Raw genomic sequence first — 14,451 nt, 5'->3', positions numbered from 1 at the left:
GAAGGGCAAGACCGGGGCCCCGCACCTGCGTGGTGCGGGGCCCCGGACGACGTACTACGCCTGCTGCTCCTGCTACTCCTGCTTCTTGCGGCGCGTGCCGAAGACGATCTCGTCCCAGCTGGGCACCGCCGCGCGGCGGCCGGGACGGACGCCGTCGGCCTCCGCCTGGCGGTCGGTGGTGCCGGTCAGGCGGTCGCGATGGCTGGCCACCGAGCGCGGCATCAGGACGTCCGCGTACGCGGCGCCCGCGCCGGCCGATGCCGCGGGGGGCTCCTCGGCCTCCGGGTCCTGCTCGGGCTCCTCCACGGGCGGGAGGTCGGTGGCCGGGAGCGCGGGGCGCTCCGGCACGATCATGTCGCCGCGGAAGCTCGGCACCGCCTCCAGGAGGCTGGTGAGCGAGTCACGCTCCGACTCCGACACGGAGGCGGTCGCGGCCGTCGCCGTGCCCTCTTCCGAAGGTTCCGGGGGCAGCGGTACGGCAGGACGCTCCAACTGCCGGTCCAGGGCGCGGTCAAGCGGCCGGTCGAGCGAGGGCCTGTCACGGGGCAGCCGTGCGATGCGCGGCACGAACGGGAAGCTGGGCTCGGGCGCGGCGATGTCGTCCGTCTCGCCGATCAGCGAGCGCGCCTCGTCGTCCACGGCCTGCACGAGCCGCCTCGGCGGGTCGTACGTCCAGCTCGCGGAGTGCGGTTCGGTCGCGACGCGGTAGACGAGCAGGACCTCCCAGGTGCCGTCGTCGCGGCGCCAGGAGTCCCACTGGACGGTTTCCTTGTCGGCGCCGCGCAGGAGCAGACGCTCCGATACGGCCTCGCCGAGCTGGGGTCCGGTGTTCTCGCCGGGACGGCGCACGGGGGTCTTGCGGGCCCGCTCGGCCATGAAGGCGCGCTCGGCGAGCACGGGTCCCTCGAAGCGGCGGACGCGGTCGACGGGGATTCCGGCGAGCGAGGCGACCTCCTCCGCGCTGGCTCCGGCACGTATACGCGCCTGGATGTCGCGGGGGCGGAGGTGGCTCTCCACCTCGATCTCGATCTGGCCGAGACGCGGACGGTCACCGCGCACCGCGGCGCGCAGTCGCTCGTCGATCGGAAGCGTGTACTCCGTGCTGTCCGCAGCCTTCAGCACCAGCCGTGTGCCGTCGTTGCTGACGGCCACGACACGCAGTTCGGGCATGGGGACCTCCCGGGTGGTGCCTGCCGACGTCACGTGCGTCGCTGCTTCCGCTAGTCGAGTGTGGCCTGCCCGGGTGCAGCCTGCCACAACCTTGCCGAGTTGCCCGGCGTGTCGGGCATGGGCCCGAGGTCGCCGTTATGGCACGGTTACCTCTTCGCAACTCTCAGTGACCAGTTTGGTCACCCTGTGCAGCGAGCCCCCTCCCGGCGGTTCTGGAAGGCCCCGGGCACCCAGGTGGGAGACCGGACCCAGGGCTCGCAACAGTACTCCATTCGGGCCATGTGGGTGGTCCGCCGCGCCGCCGAAGTTCTCACGGGGGACGGGAGTTGGCGCCTCGGGATACCCGGGCAGGGTGGTGCACGAGTGGCACACTTCACGGAATCTCCAAAAACGGAACTATCCACTTCACCCATACGTCCCTTTCTCGTGCAGACAGTCGAGAAAGGCAGGCAAGGGTCGGAGATGCGTGAAAAGCCGGATTCCGGCAAGGAGTCGAAGGACCGGACGGAACCGACGGACTCGGCGCGGACGAAGCGGCGTCTGGACCTGAGTGTGCCGCAGGTGGCGGGAAGCGCGGTGGCGGCGGTCGTGGCGGCGAAGCTCGCGTCGAGCTTCGGCGTCTACGGCACGATCCTCGGCGCCGGAGTGGTGAGTGCCGTCGCGACCTGCGGCGGCACGATCTTCCAGCACTTCTTCAGCCGCACGGGCGAGCAGATACGTGACGTCACGGTGCAGGCCAAGCCGAGGGCGCGTCAGGTCCCGCTGACCGACGGCTCGGGAGCGCCGGTGGCGCAGACGTTCAGAGCGGCGGCGTACACAGGGGCGGCGGCGCGCACCGGGGCGGGGCCCGTGACGACGACATGGGGGCGGACGGTCGAGCCGGACGCCCTCGCGGTGCCGCCCTCCGCCGGTGACGCGGACGCGGACCGCACGACCGTGCTTCCCGCCACCTCCGCTGTCGACGCGGATCGCACGAACGTGCTGCCGATCGTGGACGCCGACGCCGACGCGGACCGCACGACCCTGCTGCCCGCGGCGGGCACCGGAGCCGACGCCGATGCCGATAAGACGCAGATGCTCGGATCGCTCGACGTCACACAGCTCGTGCCCAGGGATGACGCGACGCGCGTCCTGCGGCAGGCGACTCCGCCCGCGCCGCAGGAGCCGACGGTGCCCCCGCTTCCCTCGGACGAGTTCACCCACGGCACCACGCACCGCACACAGGTCCGCAGCTGGAAGCGGCCCTTGATCGCGGCCGCGGTGGTCTTCGGTGTCGCCATGGCCGGCATCACGACGTACGAGCTCGTCTCCGGCGAGGACTTCAGCGGCGGCCACGGCACCACGATCGGCAACGGCTTCTCGGGCAGGAACAGCTCGCCGAACCAGCAGCCCACCCCCTCGACCGATCCCTCCGGGCAGCCGTCCGACGGCGCTTCCACCGGGACGGACGACGGTTCCCGGCAGGGCGGCGACGCGTCGCAGGACCCGGACGGGACGAACTCGCGGACGCCGGACAACGGCAACGACTCTGGCTCCGGTTCGAAGGACGACCCCGACAAGGGATCGGACTCCGGCACGGACTCCGGGGACGACGACGGCTCGAAGACGGACCCGACCCCGACGCCGACGCCCACCCCGACTCCGACTCCGACCCCGTCGAGCGGCGACGGCACCGACAGCGGAGGCGACGTACAGCGGGGAGAGACCGTCACTCCGTAGACGGCCCTCCCCGTGGGCGGCGGTTCTCAGGCGCCCAGGACGCGCCGCAAGTAGTCGTTGCCGAACATGCGCTCCGGGTCGAGGCGGTCGCGCAGGGCCGTGAACTCGGCGAAGCGCGGGTAGGCCTGCGCGAAGTAGTCGGCGCCCCGGGTGTGGATCTTGCCCCAGTGGGGCCGACCCTCGTGTGCGGTGAAGATCCGCTCGGCGGCGGTGAAGTACGCCTGATAGGGCGTGCCCCGGTACATGTGGACGGCGATGTACGCGCTCTCCCGGCCCGAGGCCGTGGAGAGCGCTATGTCGTCCGCGGGGGCCGTACGGACCTCCACGGGGAAGCTGATCCGCAGATTCGAGCGCTCCACCATGGTCTTCAGCTCACGCAGCGTTTCGACGAGGGCCGCCCGCGGAACGGCGTACTCCATCTCCACGAAGCGCACGCGGCGCGGGCTTGTGAAGACCTTGTAGGGGATGTCCGTGTAGGTGCGGGCGGAGAGCGCCTTGCTGGAGATCTTGGCGATGCCCGGGATGGTCGCGGGGACGGCCCTGCCGATCGTGTTGACCACCTGGAAGAGGCCGTTGGAGAGAATTTCGTCCTCTACGAAGGCGCTCACTTTGCCGGGCGGGGCGGCAGGACCCAGGCTGCGGTTGTTGCGCTTGGTGGTGCAGTTGCCGGTGTGCGGGAACCAGTAGAACTCGAAGTGCTCGTTCTCGGCGTGCAGTGCGTCGAAGTCGGCGGTGACCTGGTCGAAGGTCATCGGCTCCTCACGGGCCGTGAGGAAGAAGACGGGCTCCACGGCGAAGGTGATCGCGCTGATCACGCCGAGGGCGCCGAGGCCGATGCGGGCCGCCGCGAAGACCTCGGGATTCTCCTTCTCCGAGCAGATGAGGACCGTGCCGTCCGCGGTGACCAGCTCAAGTGCCTTGATCTGGGCGGAGATGGAGGCCGAGTCACGGCCCGTGCCGTGCGTGCCGGTGCTCGTCGCGCCGGAGACCGTCTGCTCCATGATGTCGCCCATGTTCGTGAGCGACAGGCCCTCGCGGGCGAGCGCCGCGTTCAGGCGCTTCAGCGGAGTGCCCGCTTCCACCGTGACGGTGCCGGCCTCGCGGTCGATGTGCCGGATGCCGGTGAGGAGTTCGGGGCGTATCAGGAGGCCGTCGGTCGCCGCGGCCGCCGTGAAGGAGTGGCCGGTGCCGACCGGCTTCACCCTGAGGCCGTCCTCCCTGGCCGCACGGAGCGCGGCGGAGAGCTCGTCGACCGATGCGGGGGTGACCTCCCTGGCCGGGCGTGCGGTGACGTTGCCCGCCCAGTTACGCCACGGTGCTGTGCTCTTCCCGCTGCCCGTGCCCGTTGCCGTGCTCATGGGTCCCTCCCCGTTGCGGAACCGGCCTCTTCAGCCGGCGATACCCAAGGAACCCGACCGCCACCGCGACGGCCCCGGAGACTCCGGGGACCGCGTACCCGGCGTCCGATCCGGCCGCGTCGATGACCCAGCCGGCCGCGGAGGAGCCGAGCGCGACGCCGACCGCGAGTCCGGTGCTCACCCAGGTCATGCCCTCGGTCAGCTTCGCGCGTGGTACGTGCTGTTCGACGAGGGCCATCGTCGTGATCATGGTCGGCGCTATGGACAGGCCCGCGATGAACAACGCCACGGCCAGAAACGGAAGGTTCCCGACCAATTGAAGCGGGATCATACTCACGGCCGTCGTACAGACACCCAGCAGCCACCTCGGTGCGGGGGCGCCCTTGAAGTGCACGAGCCCGAAGGCCGCTCCGGCCAGACAGGAGCCGAGCGCGTAGACCGCGAGCGCCACGCTCGCCATCGCCTTGTGGCCGAGATCCTCCGCGTACGCGACGGTCACCACGTCGATGGACCCGAAGATCGCACCCGTCGCCACGAAGGTCGCGACCAGGACCTGCAGGCCGCCGGAGCGCAGCGCCGAACCCTTCGTGTGGTGCTCACGGCCGTGCGGCACGGGCTCGGTGGCCCGCTGGGACGTCAGCCAGAAGACGCCCACCGCGAGGAAGACGCCGGCAAGGAGCGGCCCGGCCTCCGGGAACCACACCGTGGAGAGGCCGATCGAGATGATCGGCCCGAAGATGAAGCAGATCTCGTCCACCACGGACTCGAAGGAGTACGCGGTGTGCAGCTGCGGGGTGTCCCGGTAGAGCACCGCCCAGCGTGCCCTGATCATCGAGCCCACGCTCGGCACGCAGCCGACCAGCGCGGCGAAGGCGAAGAGCGTCCAGTCCGGCAGCTCGTACTTCGCGCAGAGCAGCAGCCCGGCGACCGCCACCAGGGACGCCAGGGTCGCGGGCCGCAGCACCCGGCGCTGGCCGTACCGGTCGACGAGCCGGGAGATCTGCGGGCCGATCGCGGCGGCGGAGAGCGCCACGGTCGCCGAGAGCGCGCCCGCGAGGCCGTACCGCCCGGTGAGCTGGGACACCATCGTCACGATGCCGATGCCCATCATCGACAGCGGCATCCGTCCGAGGAAGCCCGCCGACGAGAACCTCTTGGTGCCGGGGGCGGCGAAGATGGCGCGGTAGGGGCTGGGCACGTGGGACTCCGCTGGGGCGACGGGGCGGCCCCGCACGGATGTGCGCGGAGGGGCCCGGTAAGGCGTAAAGATGGCCCATACAGCTTACGGTTCCGACAGGGCCGGACGCACCAAGATTTTCCGGCTGTCAGTGGCGGGTGGCAGGATCGGATACATGTCCGATGCGCTCGATGCCTCTCCCTATGACGCCCTGCTGCTGCTCTCGTTCGGCGGCCCCGAAGGGCCAGACGACGTGGTCCCGTTCCTGGAGAACGTGACGCGGGGCCGCGGCATCCCCAAGGAGCGGCTCAAGGAAGTGGGGCAGCACTACTTCCTGTTCGGCGGGGTCAGCCCGATCAACGACCAGAACCGCGCCCTTCTCGACGCGCTGCGCAAGGACTTCGCCGACCACGGCCTCGACCTGCCCGTCTACTGGGGCAACCGCAACTGGGCGCCCTATCTGACCGACACCCTGCGCGAGCTCGTCCGGGACGGCCACCGCCGCGTGCTCGTCCTGGCCACCAGCGCGTATGCCTCGTACTCGGGCTGCCGTCAGTATCGGGAGAACCTGGCCGAGTCCCTCGCCGTGCTCGCCTCCGAGGGCCTGGACGTGCCCCGCGTCGACAAGCTGCGGCACTACTTCAACCACCCCGGTTTCGTGCGCCCCATGATCGACGGGGTCCTGAAGTCCCTGGCCGACCTCCCCGACGACGTGCGGGAAGGGGCGCACCTCGCCTTCACGACGCACTCCATCCCGACCGCGGCCGCCGACACCTCCGGCCGCGTCGAGGACCACGGGGACGGCGGGGCGTACGTCGAGGAGCACCTGGACGTGGCGCGTCTCATCGCCGACGCGGTGCGCGAGGAGACCGGCGTCGAGCACCCCTGGGAGCTCGTCTACCAGTCGCGCAGCGGCGCCCCCCACATCCCGTGGCTCGAGCCCGACATCTGCGATCACCTGGAGGAGCGCCGGGACGCGGGCGCGCCCGCCGTGGTGATGGTCCCGATCGGTTTCGTGTCGGACCACATGGAGGTGCTGTACGACCTCGACACCGAGGCTGAGGTGAAGGCCGCGGAGCTGGGTCTGCCCGTCCGCCGCTCGGCCACGGTCGGCGCTGACCCGCGGTTCGCCGCCGCGGTCCGTGAGCTGGTCCTGGAGCGTTCCGCCACGGAGAGCGGCCGCGAGGTCGCGCCCTGCGCCCTCGGCGCGCTCGGCGCGAGCCACGACCTGTGCCCGGTGGGCTGCTGCCCGGCGCGCGCCCCCAAGCCCGCGGCCGCGGGCGCCGACAGCCCGTACGCGTAAGGACGCCGTCGTGACCGATCTCAAGGCAGAACTCCTCGGCGTCGCCCTGGAGGCCGCCCACCGCGCGGGCGCCTTCCTGCGCGACGGACGCCCGGACGACCTGGGCGTGGCCGCCACCAAGACCAGCGCCGTCGATGTCGTCACCGAGATGGACATCGCATCCGAGAAGCTGATCACCGATTTCTTCGCCGAGCGCAGGCCCGCCGACGGCGTGCTGGGCGAGGAGGGCGCGAGCTCCGAGGGCAGCAGCGGCGTCCAGTGGGTGATCGACCCGATCGACGGCACCGTCAACTACCTGTACGGGCGCCCGGATTGGTCGGTGTCCATCGCGGCCCGCAAGGACGGCGAGACGCTGGTCGGCGTGGTGCACGCCCCGATGCGCGGGGAGACCTACCGGGCCGTCCTCGGGGAGGGCGCCTTCGTCAACGACAAGCCCGCGCGCACCCGCCCCGCGCCCCCGTTCGAACAGGCCCTCGTCGGCACCGGGTTCGGTTACGTCGCCGAGCGCCGCGCCCGGCAGGCAGAGGTGGCCCGGCAGCTGATCCCGCTGGTCCGTGACATCCGCCGGGGCGGCTCGGCGGCCATCGACCTCTGCGACGTCGCGCTCGGCCGCCTGGACGCGTACTACGAGCGCGGCCTCAACCCCTGGGACTTCGCGGCCGGTGACCTCGTCGCGCGGGAAGCGGGCGCCCTGACCGGTGGACGCCCCGGAGAGCCCCCCACGGGCGAGCTGACCATCGCGGCCCCGCCCGGCCTCTTCGAGGACCTGCAGGGCCGCCTGGAGGAGCTCGGCGCCTGGCACGACTGACCACCGGGCGGATCACCCGCCCAGAGCACGCGGAAGGGCCCCGGCATCTCGTCCACGGATGCCGGGGCCCTTCTGCCTGCGATGGATCAGGCGTGCAGCACGCCGACCTCCACCCCGTGCTCGGCGGCCAGGCGGTGGAGATCTTCGAGCTCGGCCTGCTCGACCTCGGCAAGGAAGTCGTCGCCCGTCTCACGGGCCTTCGTGAGGTCGGATTCCGTGGCCTTTATGCGCTGCAGCAGTCCTGCGGTAAAAGCGTCCATGGTTGCGCCCCCTCGGCTGGGTCGTGGGTCGATGGCACGGGGGTGTGCCCTCAAGAAGGGGCGATCACGTCTCAAGCCGCCCTGGAGGAAGCGGTTCGTGGCGCGCCACATACAAAGCGTGATCGCGGGTGTGAGGTCGTCCTCCCCTCGCTCCCTCTCACGGAAACCTCAACCCTCGGAGAAAATCCCGCATTCCCCGGCCAGGACACCGCCTTACAGCCGGTTTATGGCCGAAAGGGGCAGGATGGAGGCCACACCCCACGAACAGACCTGCCCGCAGGGGCACAGAGGAAGGACAGCGCCGTGCGCGTACTCGTCGTCGAGGACGAGCAACTGCTCGCCGATGCGGTGGCCACCGGACTGCGCCGGGAGGCCATGGCCGTCGACGTCGTGTACGACGGAGCGGCCGCCCTGGAACGCATCGGGGTCAACGACTACGACGTCGTGGTGCTCGACCGGGACCTCCCGCTCGTGCACGGCGACGACGTCTGCCGCAAGATCGTCGAGCTCGGCATGCCGACCCGCGTCCTGATGCTCACCGCGTCCGGCGACGTCAGCGACCGCGTCGAGGGCCTGGAGATCGGCGCCGACGACTATCTCCCCAAGCCCTTCGCGTTCAGCGAGCTCACGGCACGCGTGCGTGCCCTCGGCCGGCGTACGAGCGTGCCGCTGCCGCCCGTCCTGGAGCGCGCCGGGATCAAGCTCGACCCGAACCGCCGGGAGATCTTCCGCGACGGCAAGGAGATCCAGCTCGCCCCCAAGGAGTTCGCCGTCCTCGAAGTGCTGCTGCGCAGCGAGGGAGCCGTCGTCTCCGCCGAGCAGCTCCTGGAGAAGGCCTGGGACGAGAACACCGACCCGTTCACGAACGTGGTCCGGGTGACCGTCATGACCCTGCGGCGAAAGCTCGGCGAGCCCGCCGTCATCGTGACGGTGCCCGGCTCCGGCTACCGGATCTGATCCCCGGTGGCCGCGACCCCGGCGCCGCCAGCAGCGCCTCCGAAACCCACCTGGGACCCCAGGAAGGCCGAACCACCCTTTCCGTGGCTGCGTCCCACGATCCGCATACGGCTCACGCTGCTGTACGGCGGCATGTTCCTGATCGCCGGCATCCTGCTGCTCTCGATCATCTACCTGCTGGCCGCGCAGGCACTGAACGTGGGCGCCGACCTGCCGTTCAAGATCGTCTCCGGTCAGGTGGCCAGCGACAGCTGCAACTTCCCGAGCTCGCCGTCGGCCGGTGAGCTCAACAACGCCATGAACGCGTGCGTCAACGAACAGCGCCAGCACGCCCTGGACAACCTCCTGAGCCGCTCGCTGCTCGCCCTGCTCGGGCTCGCGGTGATCGCCTTCGCCTTCGGTTACGCGATGGCGGGACGCGTCCTTTCGCCGCTGGGCCGCATCACGCGCACCGCGCGCAGGGTGGCCGGCACGGACCTGTCGCGGCGCATCGAACTGGACGGACCGGACGACGAGTTGAAGGAGCTCTCGGACACCTTCGACGAGATGCTGGACCGCCTGGAGCGCGCCTTCACGGCCCAGCAGCGGTTCGTCGGCAACGCGTCGCACGAACTGCGCACCCCGCTGGCGATCAACCGCACGCTCCTCGAGGTGCACCTCTCCGACCCGGGGGCGCCCGCCGAGCTCCAGCAGCTCGGCAAGACGCTCCTCGCGACCAACGAACGCAGCGAGCAGCTCGTGGAGGGTCTGCTGCTGCTCGCCCGCAGCGACAACCAGATCGTGGAGCGCAAGCCGGTCGACCTCGCCGAGGTCGCCGACCGCGCCGTCGACCAGGTGCGGGCCGAGGCGGACGCGAAGGGCGTGGAGATCCGCGGGGAGCGCGGCCCGGCCGTCGTGCAGGGCAACGGCGTCCTCCTGGAGCGGATCGCCCTGAACCTCGTCCAGAACGCCGTCAGGTACAACGTGCCGGACGAGGGCTGGGTCGAGGTCACCACGGAGGCCCAGCACGGCCAGGCGGTCCTCGTGGTGTCGAACACGGGTCCCGTGGTGCCCGCGTACGAGATCGACAACCTCTTCGAGCCGTTCCGGCGGCTCAGGACCGAGCGCACGGGCAGCGACAAGGGCGTGGGACTCGGCCTGTCGATCGCCCGGTCGGTGGCACGGGCCCACGGGGGCCGTATCATCGCGGAGCCGCGCGAGGGGGGAGGGCTCGTGATGCGAGTCACCCTTCCTCTCTGAGATGCTGCCGCAGACGCGCCGCCATGTTCGCTTTGCGCGGAATTTTCGGGACCTGTTCTCAGAGATTTCCTGTGCGATCGATCACAGGGGCGAATTTTCGGCCATCTACTCTCCGTGATCGTGAAAGTCGTTGGAAAGCCGGGAAAATCCGGGTTTTCAGGGGTCTTGATCACGGGAAGTACACGGGGTGGCGCCTGTGAAGTGCGACATTCGGACCGTGTACGGTCCCGATCGCCATCCAAACCGATCACCTCTTCAGGGGTGCGGTTGGGTGTCGATTGAGTAACAGACCTTGATGTGAGGCAAAATCTCCGCCTCAGGTCGGGCACAAGTCCGGCCTCTCACGCGTTACGTGCGCTGAGACACCGCAGACACCCAGAGGGGGAGAGCGACATGGCAACGGACTACGACACCCCACGCAAGACCGACGATGACGTCAACGAGGACAGCATCGAGGAACTCAAGGCGCGGCGGAACGACAAGTCGACTTCGGCAGTGGACGTCGACGAGTTCGAGGCCGCAGAGGGCCTTGAGCTGCCCGGCGCGGACCTGTCGAACGAGGAGCTCGCCGTTCGGGTGCTCCCGAAGCAGCAGGACGAGTTCACCTGCATGAGCTGCTTCCTGGTGCACCACCGCAGCCAGCTGGCCAGGGAGAAGAACGGCCAGCCGATCTGCCGCGACTGCGACTAGGGCAGGGTCGGCCGTGACAGGCTCGACCCCGCCGAGGAAGCGCCGCTTCCGTAAGCGCGGAGCGGACCAAGAAAGCGCCGTCCCCGACGGCGTGCGTGACGACGAGCGGGGCTCTTCCCCCACAGGAACAGCCTCGCTCGGACCGGCGAACGCCCTGGAGGTGGCGCACGACGAGACGGCGGCCGACAAGGCGTCCGGGATCCAAGGATCCAAGGGACGCGTTGCCGCCGTCACGAACGGAGTCATGGCGGGCGTACGCGCGAGCGGACGCGGCGCCAAGGCCGGCATCGGCTATCTCGCCGACCGGATCATCGAGAACGCCCCGCGGATCCCGGTCCGCGACCTTTCCGCCCTCCGCAAGCAGTTCCCGGGTCTCGACCCCGATCAGCTCGCGGACAAGCTCATTGCCGGCGCCGCCAACGCGACCTCGACGGTCGGGGCCGGGATCGGCGTCGCGGTGATGATGCCCGTGCCGCCCGCGATGCCCGCGGAGCTGGCCGCCGAGATCACCGGCGTCGCGGCGATCGAGCTGAAGCTGATCGCCGAACTCCACGAGGTCTACGGCCGCCGTCCCCCCGGCAACCTCAAGGAGCGCAGCACCGCCTACCTCACGTCGTGGACCGAGGAGCGCGGCATCGACGTGGCCAAACCCGCGTCGATCAACGCGGCGCTCGGCGGCCAGATGAAGCGCGAGCTGCGCCAGCAGATCATGAAACGCATGGTGCGGAACCTCCCGAACCTGATGCCCTTCATGGTCGGCGCCGCGGTCGGGGCGGTGATGAACCGCCGGGACACCAAGAAACTCGCTGAGCGGGTCCGTGCGGACCTGCGGAGGTCGCAGGTGCCCTGGGGCGCCCTCATCGAGCTGCCGCCCCTTGAGCAGCCCGCGCAGCCCCTTGACCCGTCACGTCCCGGCAGCCCGCCCGAGGAGCTGGGCGCCTGACGCCGCCCGCCCCGCATCGGGCCTACGAGGCTCGTACCGCCGTGAGCGCCGCCGCGAGCGCCTCGGGATGCCGCGTCGACACGTACACGTACGGAGTCGGGTCCTGCGGGTCCGTGATCTCCACGCGCAGCGCCGTGGGGATGTAGGCGCGCAGCAGCATGAAGGCGCGCGGGTCGGCCTTCGGGCCGCGCCAGGCGCGCGCCCCCTCCGCGTCGAGCACCTCGGGCTCACCCAGTGCGGAGACCGGGATCTTCGCGTCGCCCGCGACGAGCGAACCCGCCACCACGCGGATCCGGGGAGAGCCGTACGAACTGGTGACGACCGCGGCGACCGCCGTACCGGCGACCAGGCCGCCGAGCAGCGGCAGGGTGCCGAAGGGGAGCATGATCAGCGCCGTCGCGACACCGACCAGGAGCGAGACAAGCCACCAGGAACGGGGCGCCGTCAGGCGTTCTTCGTAAGGCTGCATGTGAGCAAGCTTGGCACGATGAGCTGTGTGACCGGACTCGCGGGTAAGGTCTGCGGTCGTGAGTGGTACTTCAGCAGCTCTGACGCCCCCGGCCGACGCAATAGCGCCCGTCCGCCACCCCGACGCGCCCGCCCCCGGCGAGCTCATCGGAGCCCACTACGAGCACTGCTTCGGCTGCGGCGAAGGGCAGGCCCACGGGCTGCACCTCGCGACGCGTGCCGGTGAAGGCGTGGGCGTCACCGCCGAGTTCACCGTCCGCGAGGCCCATCAGGGCGCTCCGGGCCTCGCCCACGGCGGGGTGCTCGCCACGGCGCTCGACGAGACGCTCGGCTCGCTGAACTGGCTGCTGCGCGTGATCGCCGTGACCGGCCGGCTCGAGACCGACTTCGTGCGGCCCGTGCCGCTGGGCACCGTGCTCTTCCTCGAGGCCGAGGTGACCGCCGTCTCCGGACGGAAGATCTACTCCCGGGCCACCGGACGGATCGGCGGCCCCGAGGGGCCCGTGGCCGTCCGCGCCGAGGCCCTCTTCATCGAGGTCAAGGTCGACCACTTCATCGACAACGGCCGCCCGGAGGAGATCCGGGCCGCCATGGACGACCCGGACCAGATCCGCCGCGCACGTGCCTTCGAGGTGAACCCGTGACCCCCGCACCCCGTCCGGAGCTCGACGTGCTGATCCGTCGCGTCGACTCCGATGTACCGCTGCCGTCGTACGCGCAGCCCGGCGACGCCGGAGCGGATCTGCGGACCACCGAGGCGTGCGAACTCGCCCCGGGCGAGCGGGCGGTATTGCCCACCGGGGTGTCTGTCGCGCTGCCGGAGGGGTACGCGGCCTTCGTGCACCCGCGTTCCGGGCTCGCGGCCCGCTGCGGTGTCGCCCTGGTGAATGCCCCGGGGACGGTGGATGCCGGGTACCGTGGAGAGATCAAGGTGATCGTGGTGAATCTCGACCCGCGCGAGCGCGTGCGGTTCGAGCGCTTCGACCGGATTGCCCAACTGGTCGTCCAGCAGGTCGAGAAGGTGCGCTTCCGCGAGGTGGCGGAGCTTCCCGACTCGGCGCGGGCCGAGGGGGGCTTCGGGTCCACCGGCGGCCATGCCGCCGTGGGCGCCGGCTCGGGTGACACAACGGGTGGGAATCGATACGCATCGGTCGTATCTGACCGGGAAGGACAGTGACGTGTTCGGACGTCGCAAGAAGGACAGTGCCGCCGAGGACGCGGCGGGCGAGGCCGAGCAGGTCGTCGAGGGCCCTGACGGTTCTGACAGCGACGACACGGCCGCGGCGCCGTCGCGCGTGAGGCTCGAGCCCGAGCCCCGCCCCGACGGCCCCTGGGACGTCTCCGAGGTCCGGGAGCCCGGCGAGGGCCGTGTGGACCTCGGTGGCCTCTTCGTACCGGGTGTCGAGGGCATGGAGCTGCGGGTGGAGGTCGCGGGAGACGCGATCGTCGCCGCGACCGTCGTGCTCCAGGACAGCGCCATCCAGCTGCAGGGCTTCGCCGCCCCCAAGAAGCAGGGCATCTGGGGCGAGGTCCGCGAGGAGATCGCCTCGGGCATCACCCAGCAGGGCGGGGTCATCGACGAGGTCGAGGGTCCCCTCGGCTGGGAGCTGCGCGCGCAGGTGCCGGTGCAGCTGCCGGACGGCACGGGCGGCGTGCAGGTCGTGCGCTTCATCGGTGTCGACGGTCCGCGGTGGTTCCTGCGCGGGGTCATCTCCGGCCAGGGCGCGGTGCAGCCGCAGGCCGCGGGTCTCCTGGAGCAGATCTTCCGGGACACCGTCATCGTGCGCGGTGAGGGGCCGATGGCGCCTCGTGACCCGATCGTCCTGAAGCTGCCGGACGACGCCCAGATGGTCGCCGAGGGCACGGTCCAGCAGGAGCAGCAGGAGGGCTCGCGCTTCTCCGGTGGCATGGGCCAGCTACAGCGGGGCCCCGAGATCACCGAGGTGCGCTAGCGCTCCATCTGAACGAGCAGTACAGGCCGATGGGCCGCATTCCCTGACGGGAGTGCGGCCCATCGGCGTTTTCGCAGGTGGGAGCGGTGGGGCGTAAGCATCCGTAAGAGAGTCGTCAACGGAGAGCCGACGGACGTAAGGGAGCCGTCAACGGCGGTCATTTCCGGCCAGGGAGGAGGTTTGCTCAAGGCGCCGGATCAATCGCATCTCATCTCTCTCATCTAGGAGCACACGATGGCCGACGTGGCCTTCGTCGTCACCACGCTCGCGGTCTTCGCGCTGGTGGCGCTCATCGCCAAGGGGGTGGCGAAGCTGTGACTGCCGAGAACATCGTCGGTCTCGTCGTGGCCGTCGCCCTGCTGGGCTATCTCGTACTCGCTCTTGTGTTCCCGGAGAGGTTCTGAGTA

At 70.5% G+C, this 14,451-nt stretch carries 16 protein-coding genes; 11 read left to right on the top strand and 5 right to left on the bottom strand.

Annotation, left to right across the window (positions count from 1 at the left end):
- Window positions 1-72: 72 nt before the first annotated feature.
- The gene (gene sepH, locus AB0I66_RS23855; RefSeq protein ID WP_363209939.1) at window positions 73-1,170 is read right to left on the bottom strand and encodes a septation protein SepH; all 1,098 of its coding nucleotides are present in this window, start codon (window positions 1,168-1,170) and stop codon (window positions 73-75) included.
- 462 nt (window positions 1,171-1,632) lie between these two features.
- Between sepH and AB0I66_RS23850 the strand changes: the two genes are divergently transcribed.
- Entirely contained in the window at window positions 1,633-2,889 is a 1,257-nt protein-coding gene (locus AB0I66_RS23850) for a hypothetical protein (RefSeq protein ID WP_363209938.1), read from the top strand.
- A gap of 26 nt (window positions 2,890-2,915) precedes the next feature.
- On the opposite strand, the gene AB0I66_RS23845 is transcribed toward AB0I66_RS23850, so the two are convergent.
- Together AB0I66_RS23845 and AB0I66_RS23840 are read right to left on the bottom strand one after the other, a co-directional pair.
- Window positions 2,916-4,247, bottom strand: a complete 1,332-nt coding sequence (locus tag AB0I66_RS23845) for a D-arabinono-1,4-lactone oxidase (protein ID WP_363209937.1) — start codon at window positions 4,245-4,247, stop codon at window positions 2,916-2,918.
- Complete coding sequence (locus AB0I66_RS23840) at window positions 4,195-5,445, bottom strand: MFS transporter (protein ID WP_363209936.1); 1,251 nt, start codon at window positions 5,443-5,445, stop codon at window positions 4,195-4,197. The genes AB0I66_RS23845 and AB0I66_RS23840 overlap by 53 nt, the downstream gene beginning before the upstream one ends.
- A gap of 154 nt (window positions 5,446-5,599) precedes the next feature.
- Between AB0I66_RS23840 and AB0I66_RS23835 the strand changes: the two genes are divergently transcribed.
- Window positions 5,600-6,727, top strand: a complete 1,128-nt coding sequence (locus AB0I66_RS23835; protein WP_363209935.1) for a ferrochelatase — start codon at window positions 5,600-5,602, stop codon at window positions 6,725-6,727.
- 10 nt (window positions 6,728-6,737) lie between these two features.
- Complete coding sequence (locus AB0I66_RS23830) at window positions 6,738-7,535, top strand: inositol monophosphatase family protein (protein ID WP_363209934.1); 798 nt, start codon at window positions 6,738-6,740, stop codon at window positions 7,533-7,535.
- 86 nt (window positions 7,536-7,621) lie between these two features.
- On the opposite strand, the gene AB0I66_RS23825 is transcribed toward AB0I66_RS23830, so the two are convergent.
- Window positions 7,622-7,795: a hypothetical protein gene (locus AB0I66_RS23825; RefSeq protein ID WP_351173867.1), complete on the bottom strand. Its 174-nt coding sequence runs from the start codon at window positions 7,793-7,795 to the stop codon at window positions 7,622-7,624.
- A 303-nt stretch (window positions 7,796-8,098) separates the two neighbouring features.
- Here AB0I66_RS23825 and AB0I66_RS23820 point away from each other — a divergent pair, with 303 nt between their 5' ends.
- The 4 genes from AB0I66_RS23820 to AB0I66_RS23805 all read left to right on the top strand — a co-directional run bounded on the left by AB0I66_RS23820 (window position 8,099) and on the right by AB0I66_RS23805 (window position 11,624).
- The gene (locus tag AB0I66_RS23820) at window positions 8,099-8,752 is read left to right on the top strand and encodes a response regulator transcription factor (protein WP_135331070.1); all 654 of its coding nucleotides are present in this window, start codon (window positions 8,099-8,101) and stop codon (window positions 8,750-8,752) included.
- A gap of 6 nt (window positions 8,753-8,758) precedes the next feature.
- Window positions 8,759-9,991 (top strand): HAMP domain-containing sensor histidine kinase, encoded by a 1,233-nt coding sequence (locus AB0I66_RS23815; protein WP_363209933.1) that lies wholly within the window; start codon window positions 8,759-8,761, stop codon window positions 9,989-9,991.
- A 393-nt stretch (window positions 9,992-10,384) separates the two neighbouring features.
- Complete coding sequence (locus AB0I66_RS23810) at window positions 10,385-10,681, top strand: DUF4193 domain-containing protein (protein WP_055544889.1); 297 nt, start codon at window positions 10,385-10,387, stop codon at window positions 10,679-10,681.
- A 13-nt stretch (window positions 10,682-10,694) separates the two neighbouring features.
- Window positions 10,695-11,624, top strand: a complete 930-nt coding sequence (locus AB0I66_RS23805; protein WP_363209932.1) for a hypothetical protein — start codon at window positions 10,695-10,697, stop codon at window positions 11,622-11,624.
- 22 nt (window positions 11,625-11,646) lie between these two features.
- Here the strand turns inward: AB0I66_RS23805 and AB0I66_RS23800 are convergent, their stop codons facing one another.
- Window positions 11,647-12,093: a DUF3093 domain-containing protein gene (locus tag AB0I66_RS23800; RefSeq protein ID WP_363209931.1), complete on the bottom strand. Its 447-nt coding sequence runs from the start codon at window positions 12,091-12,093 to the stop codon at window positions 11,647-11,649.
- Window positions 12,094-12,151: 58 nt separating this feature from the next.
- Here AB0I66_RS23800 and AB0I66_RS23795 point away from each other — a divergent pair, with 58 nt between their 5' ends.
- From AB0I66_RS23795 to kdpF, 4 genes are all read left to right on the top strand, one after another.
- On the top strand, window positions 12,152-12,736 hold the full coding sequence (locus AB0I66_RS23795; RefSeq protein WP_363209930.1) for a PaaI family thioesterase: 585 nt from the start codon (window positions 12,152-12,154) through the stop codon (window positions 12,734-12,736).
- Entirely contained in the window at window positions 12,733-13,269 is a 537-nt protein-coding gene (gene dut / locus AB0I66_RS23790) for a dUTP diphosphatase (RefSeq protein WP_363209929.1), read from the top strand. The genes AB0I66_RS23795 and dut overlap by 4 nt, the downstream gene beginning before the upstream one ends.
- 1 nt (window position 13,270) lies before the next feature.
- Window positions 13,271-14,044: a DUF3710 domain-containing protein gene (locus tag AB0I66_RS23785; protein ID WP_363209928.1), complete on the top strand. Its 774-nt coding sequence runs from the start codon at window positions 13,271-13,273 to the stop codon at window positions 14,042-14,044.
- A gap of 314 nt (window positions 14,045-14,358) precedes the next feature.
- Complete coding sequence (kdpF, locus tag AB0I66_RS23780) at window positions 14,359-14,448, top strand: K(+)-transporting ATPase subunit F (protein WP_033264828.1); 90 nt, start codon at window positions 14,359-14,361, stop codon at window positions 14,446-14,448.
- Window positions 14,449-14,451: the final 3 nt, after the last annotated feature.

The organism is Streptomyces sp. NPDC050439 (assembly GCF_040655335.1).
GTDB lineage: Bacteria > Actinomycetota > Actinomycetes > Streptomycetales > Streptomycetaceae > Streptomyces.
The sequence above is the reverse complement of the archived record's forward strand: the minus strand, read 5'-3'. Positions and strand labels throughout refer to the sequence as shown.

What these genes read in the sequence shown, in the direction of transcription:
- sepH (WP_363209939.1), bottom strand. Translation starts at nt 1,170, where the DNA reads ATGCCCGAACTGCGTGTCGTGGCCGTCAGCAACGACGGCACACGGCTG.
- AB0I66_RS23850 (WP_363209938.1), top strand. Translation starts at nt 1,633, where the DNA reads ATGCGTGAAAAGCCGGATTCCGGCAAGGAGTCGAAGGACCGGACGGAA.
- AB0I66_RS23845 (WP_363209937.1), bottom strand. Translation starts at nt 4,247, where the DNA reads ATGAGCACGGCAACGGGCACGGGCAGCGGGAAGAGCACAGCACCGTGG.
- AB0I66_RS23835 (WP_363209935.1), top strand. Translation starts at nt 5,600, where the DNA reads ATGTCCGATGCGCTCGATGCCTCTCCCTATGACGCCCTGCTGCTGCTC.
- AB0I66_RS23825 (WP_351173867.1), bottom strand. Translation starts at nt 7,795, where the DNA reads ATGGACGCTTTTACCGCAGGACTGCTGCAGCGCATAAAGGCCACGGAA.
- AB0I66_RS23810 (WP_055544889.1), top strand. Translation starts at nt 10,385, where the DNA reads ATGGCAACGGACTACGACACCCCACGCAAGACCGACGATGACGTCAAC.
- AB0I66_RS23800 (WP_363209931.1), bottom strand. Translation starts at nt 12,093, where the DNA reads ATGCAGCCTTACGAAGAACGCCTGACGGCGCCCCGTTCCTGGTGGCTT.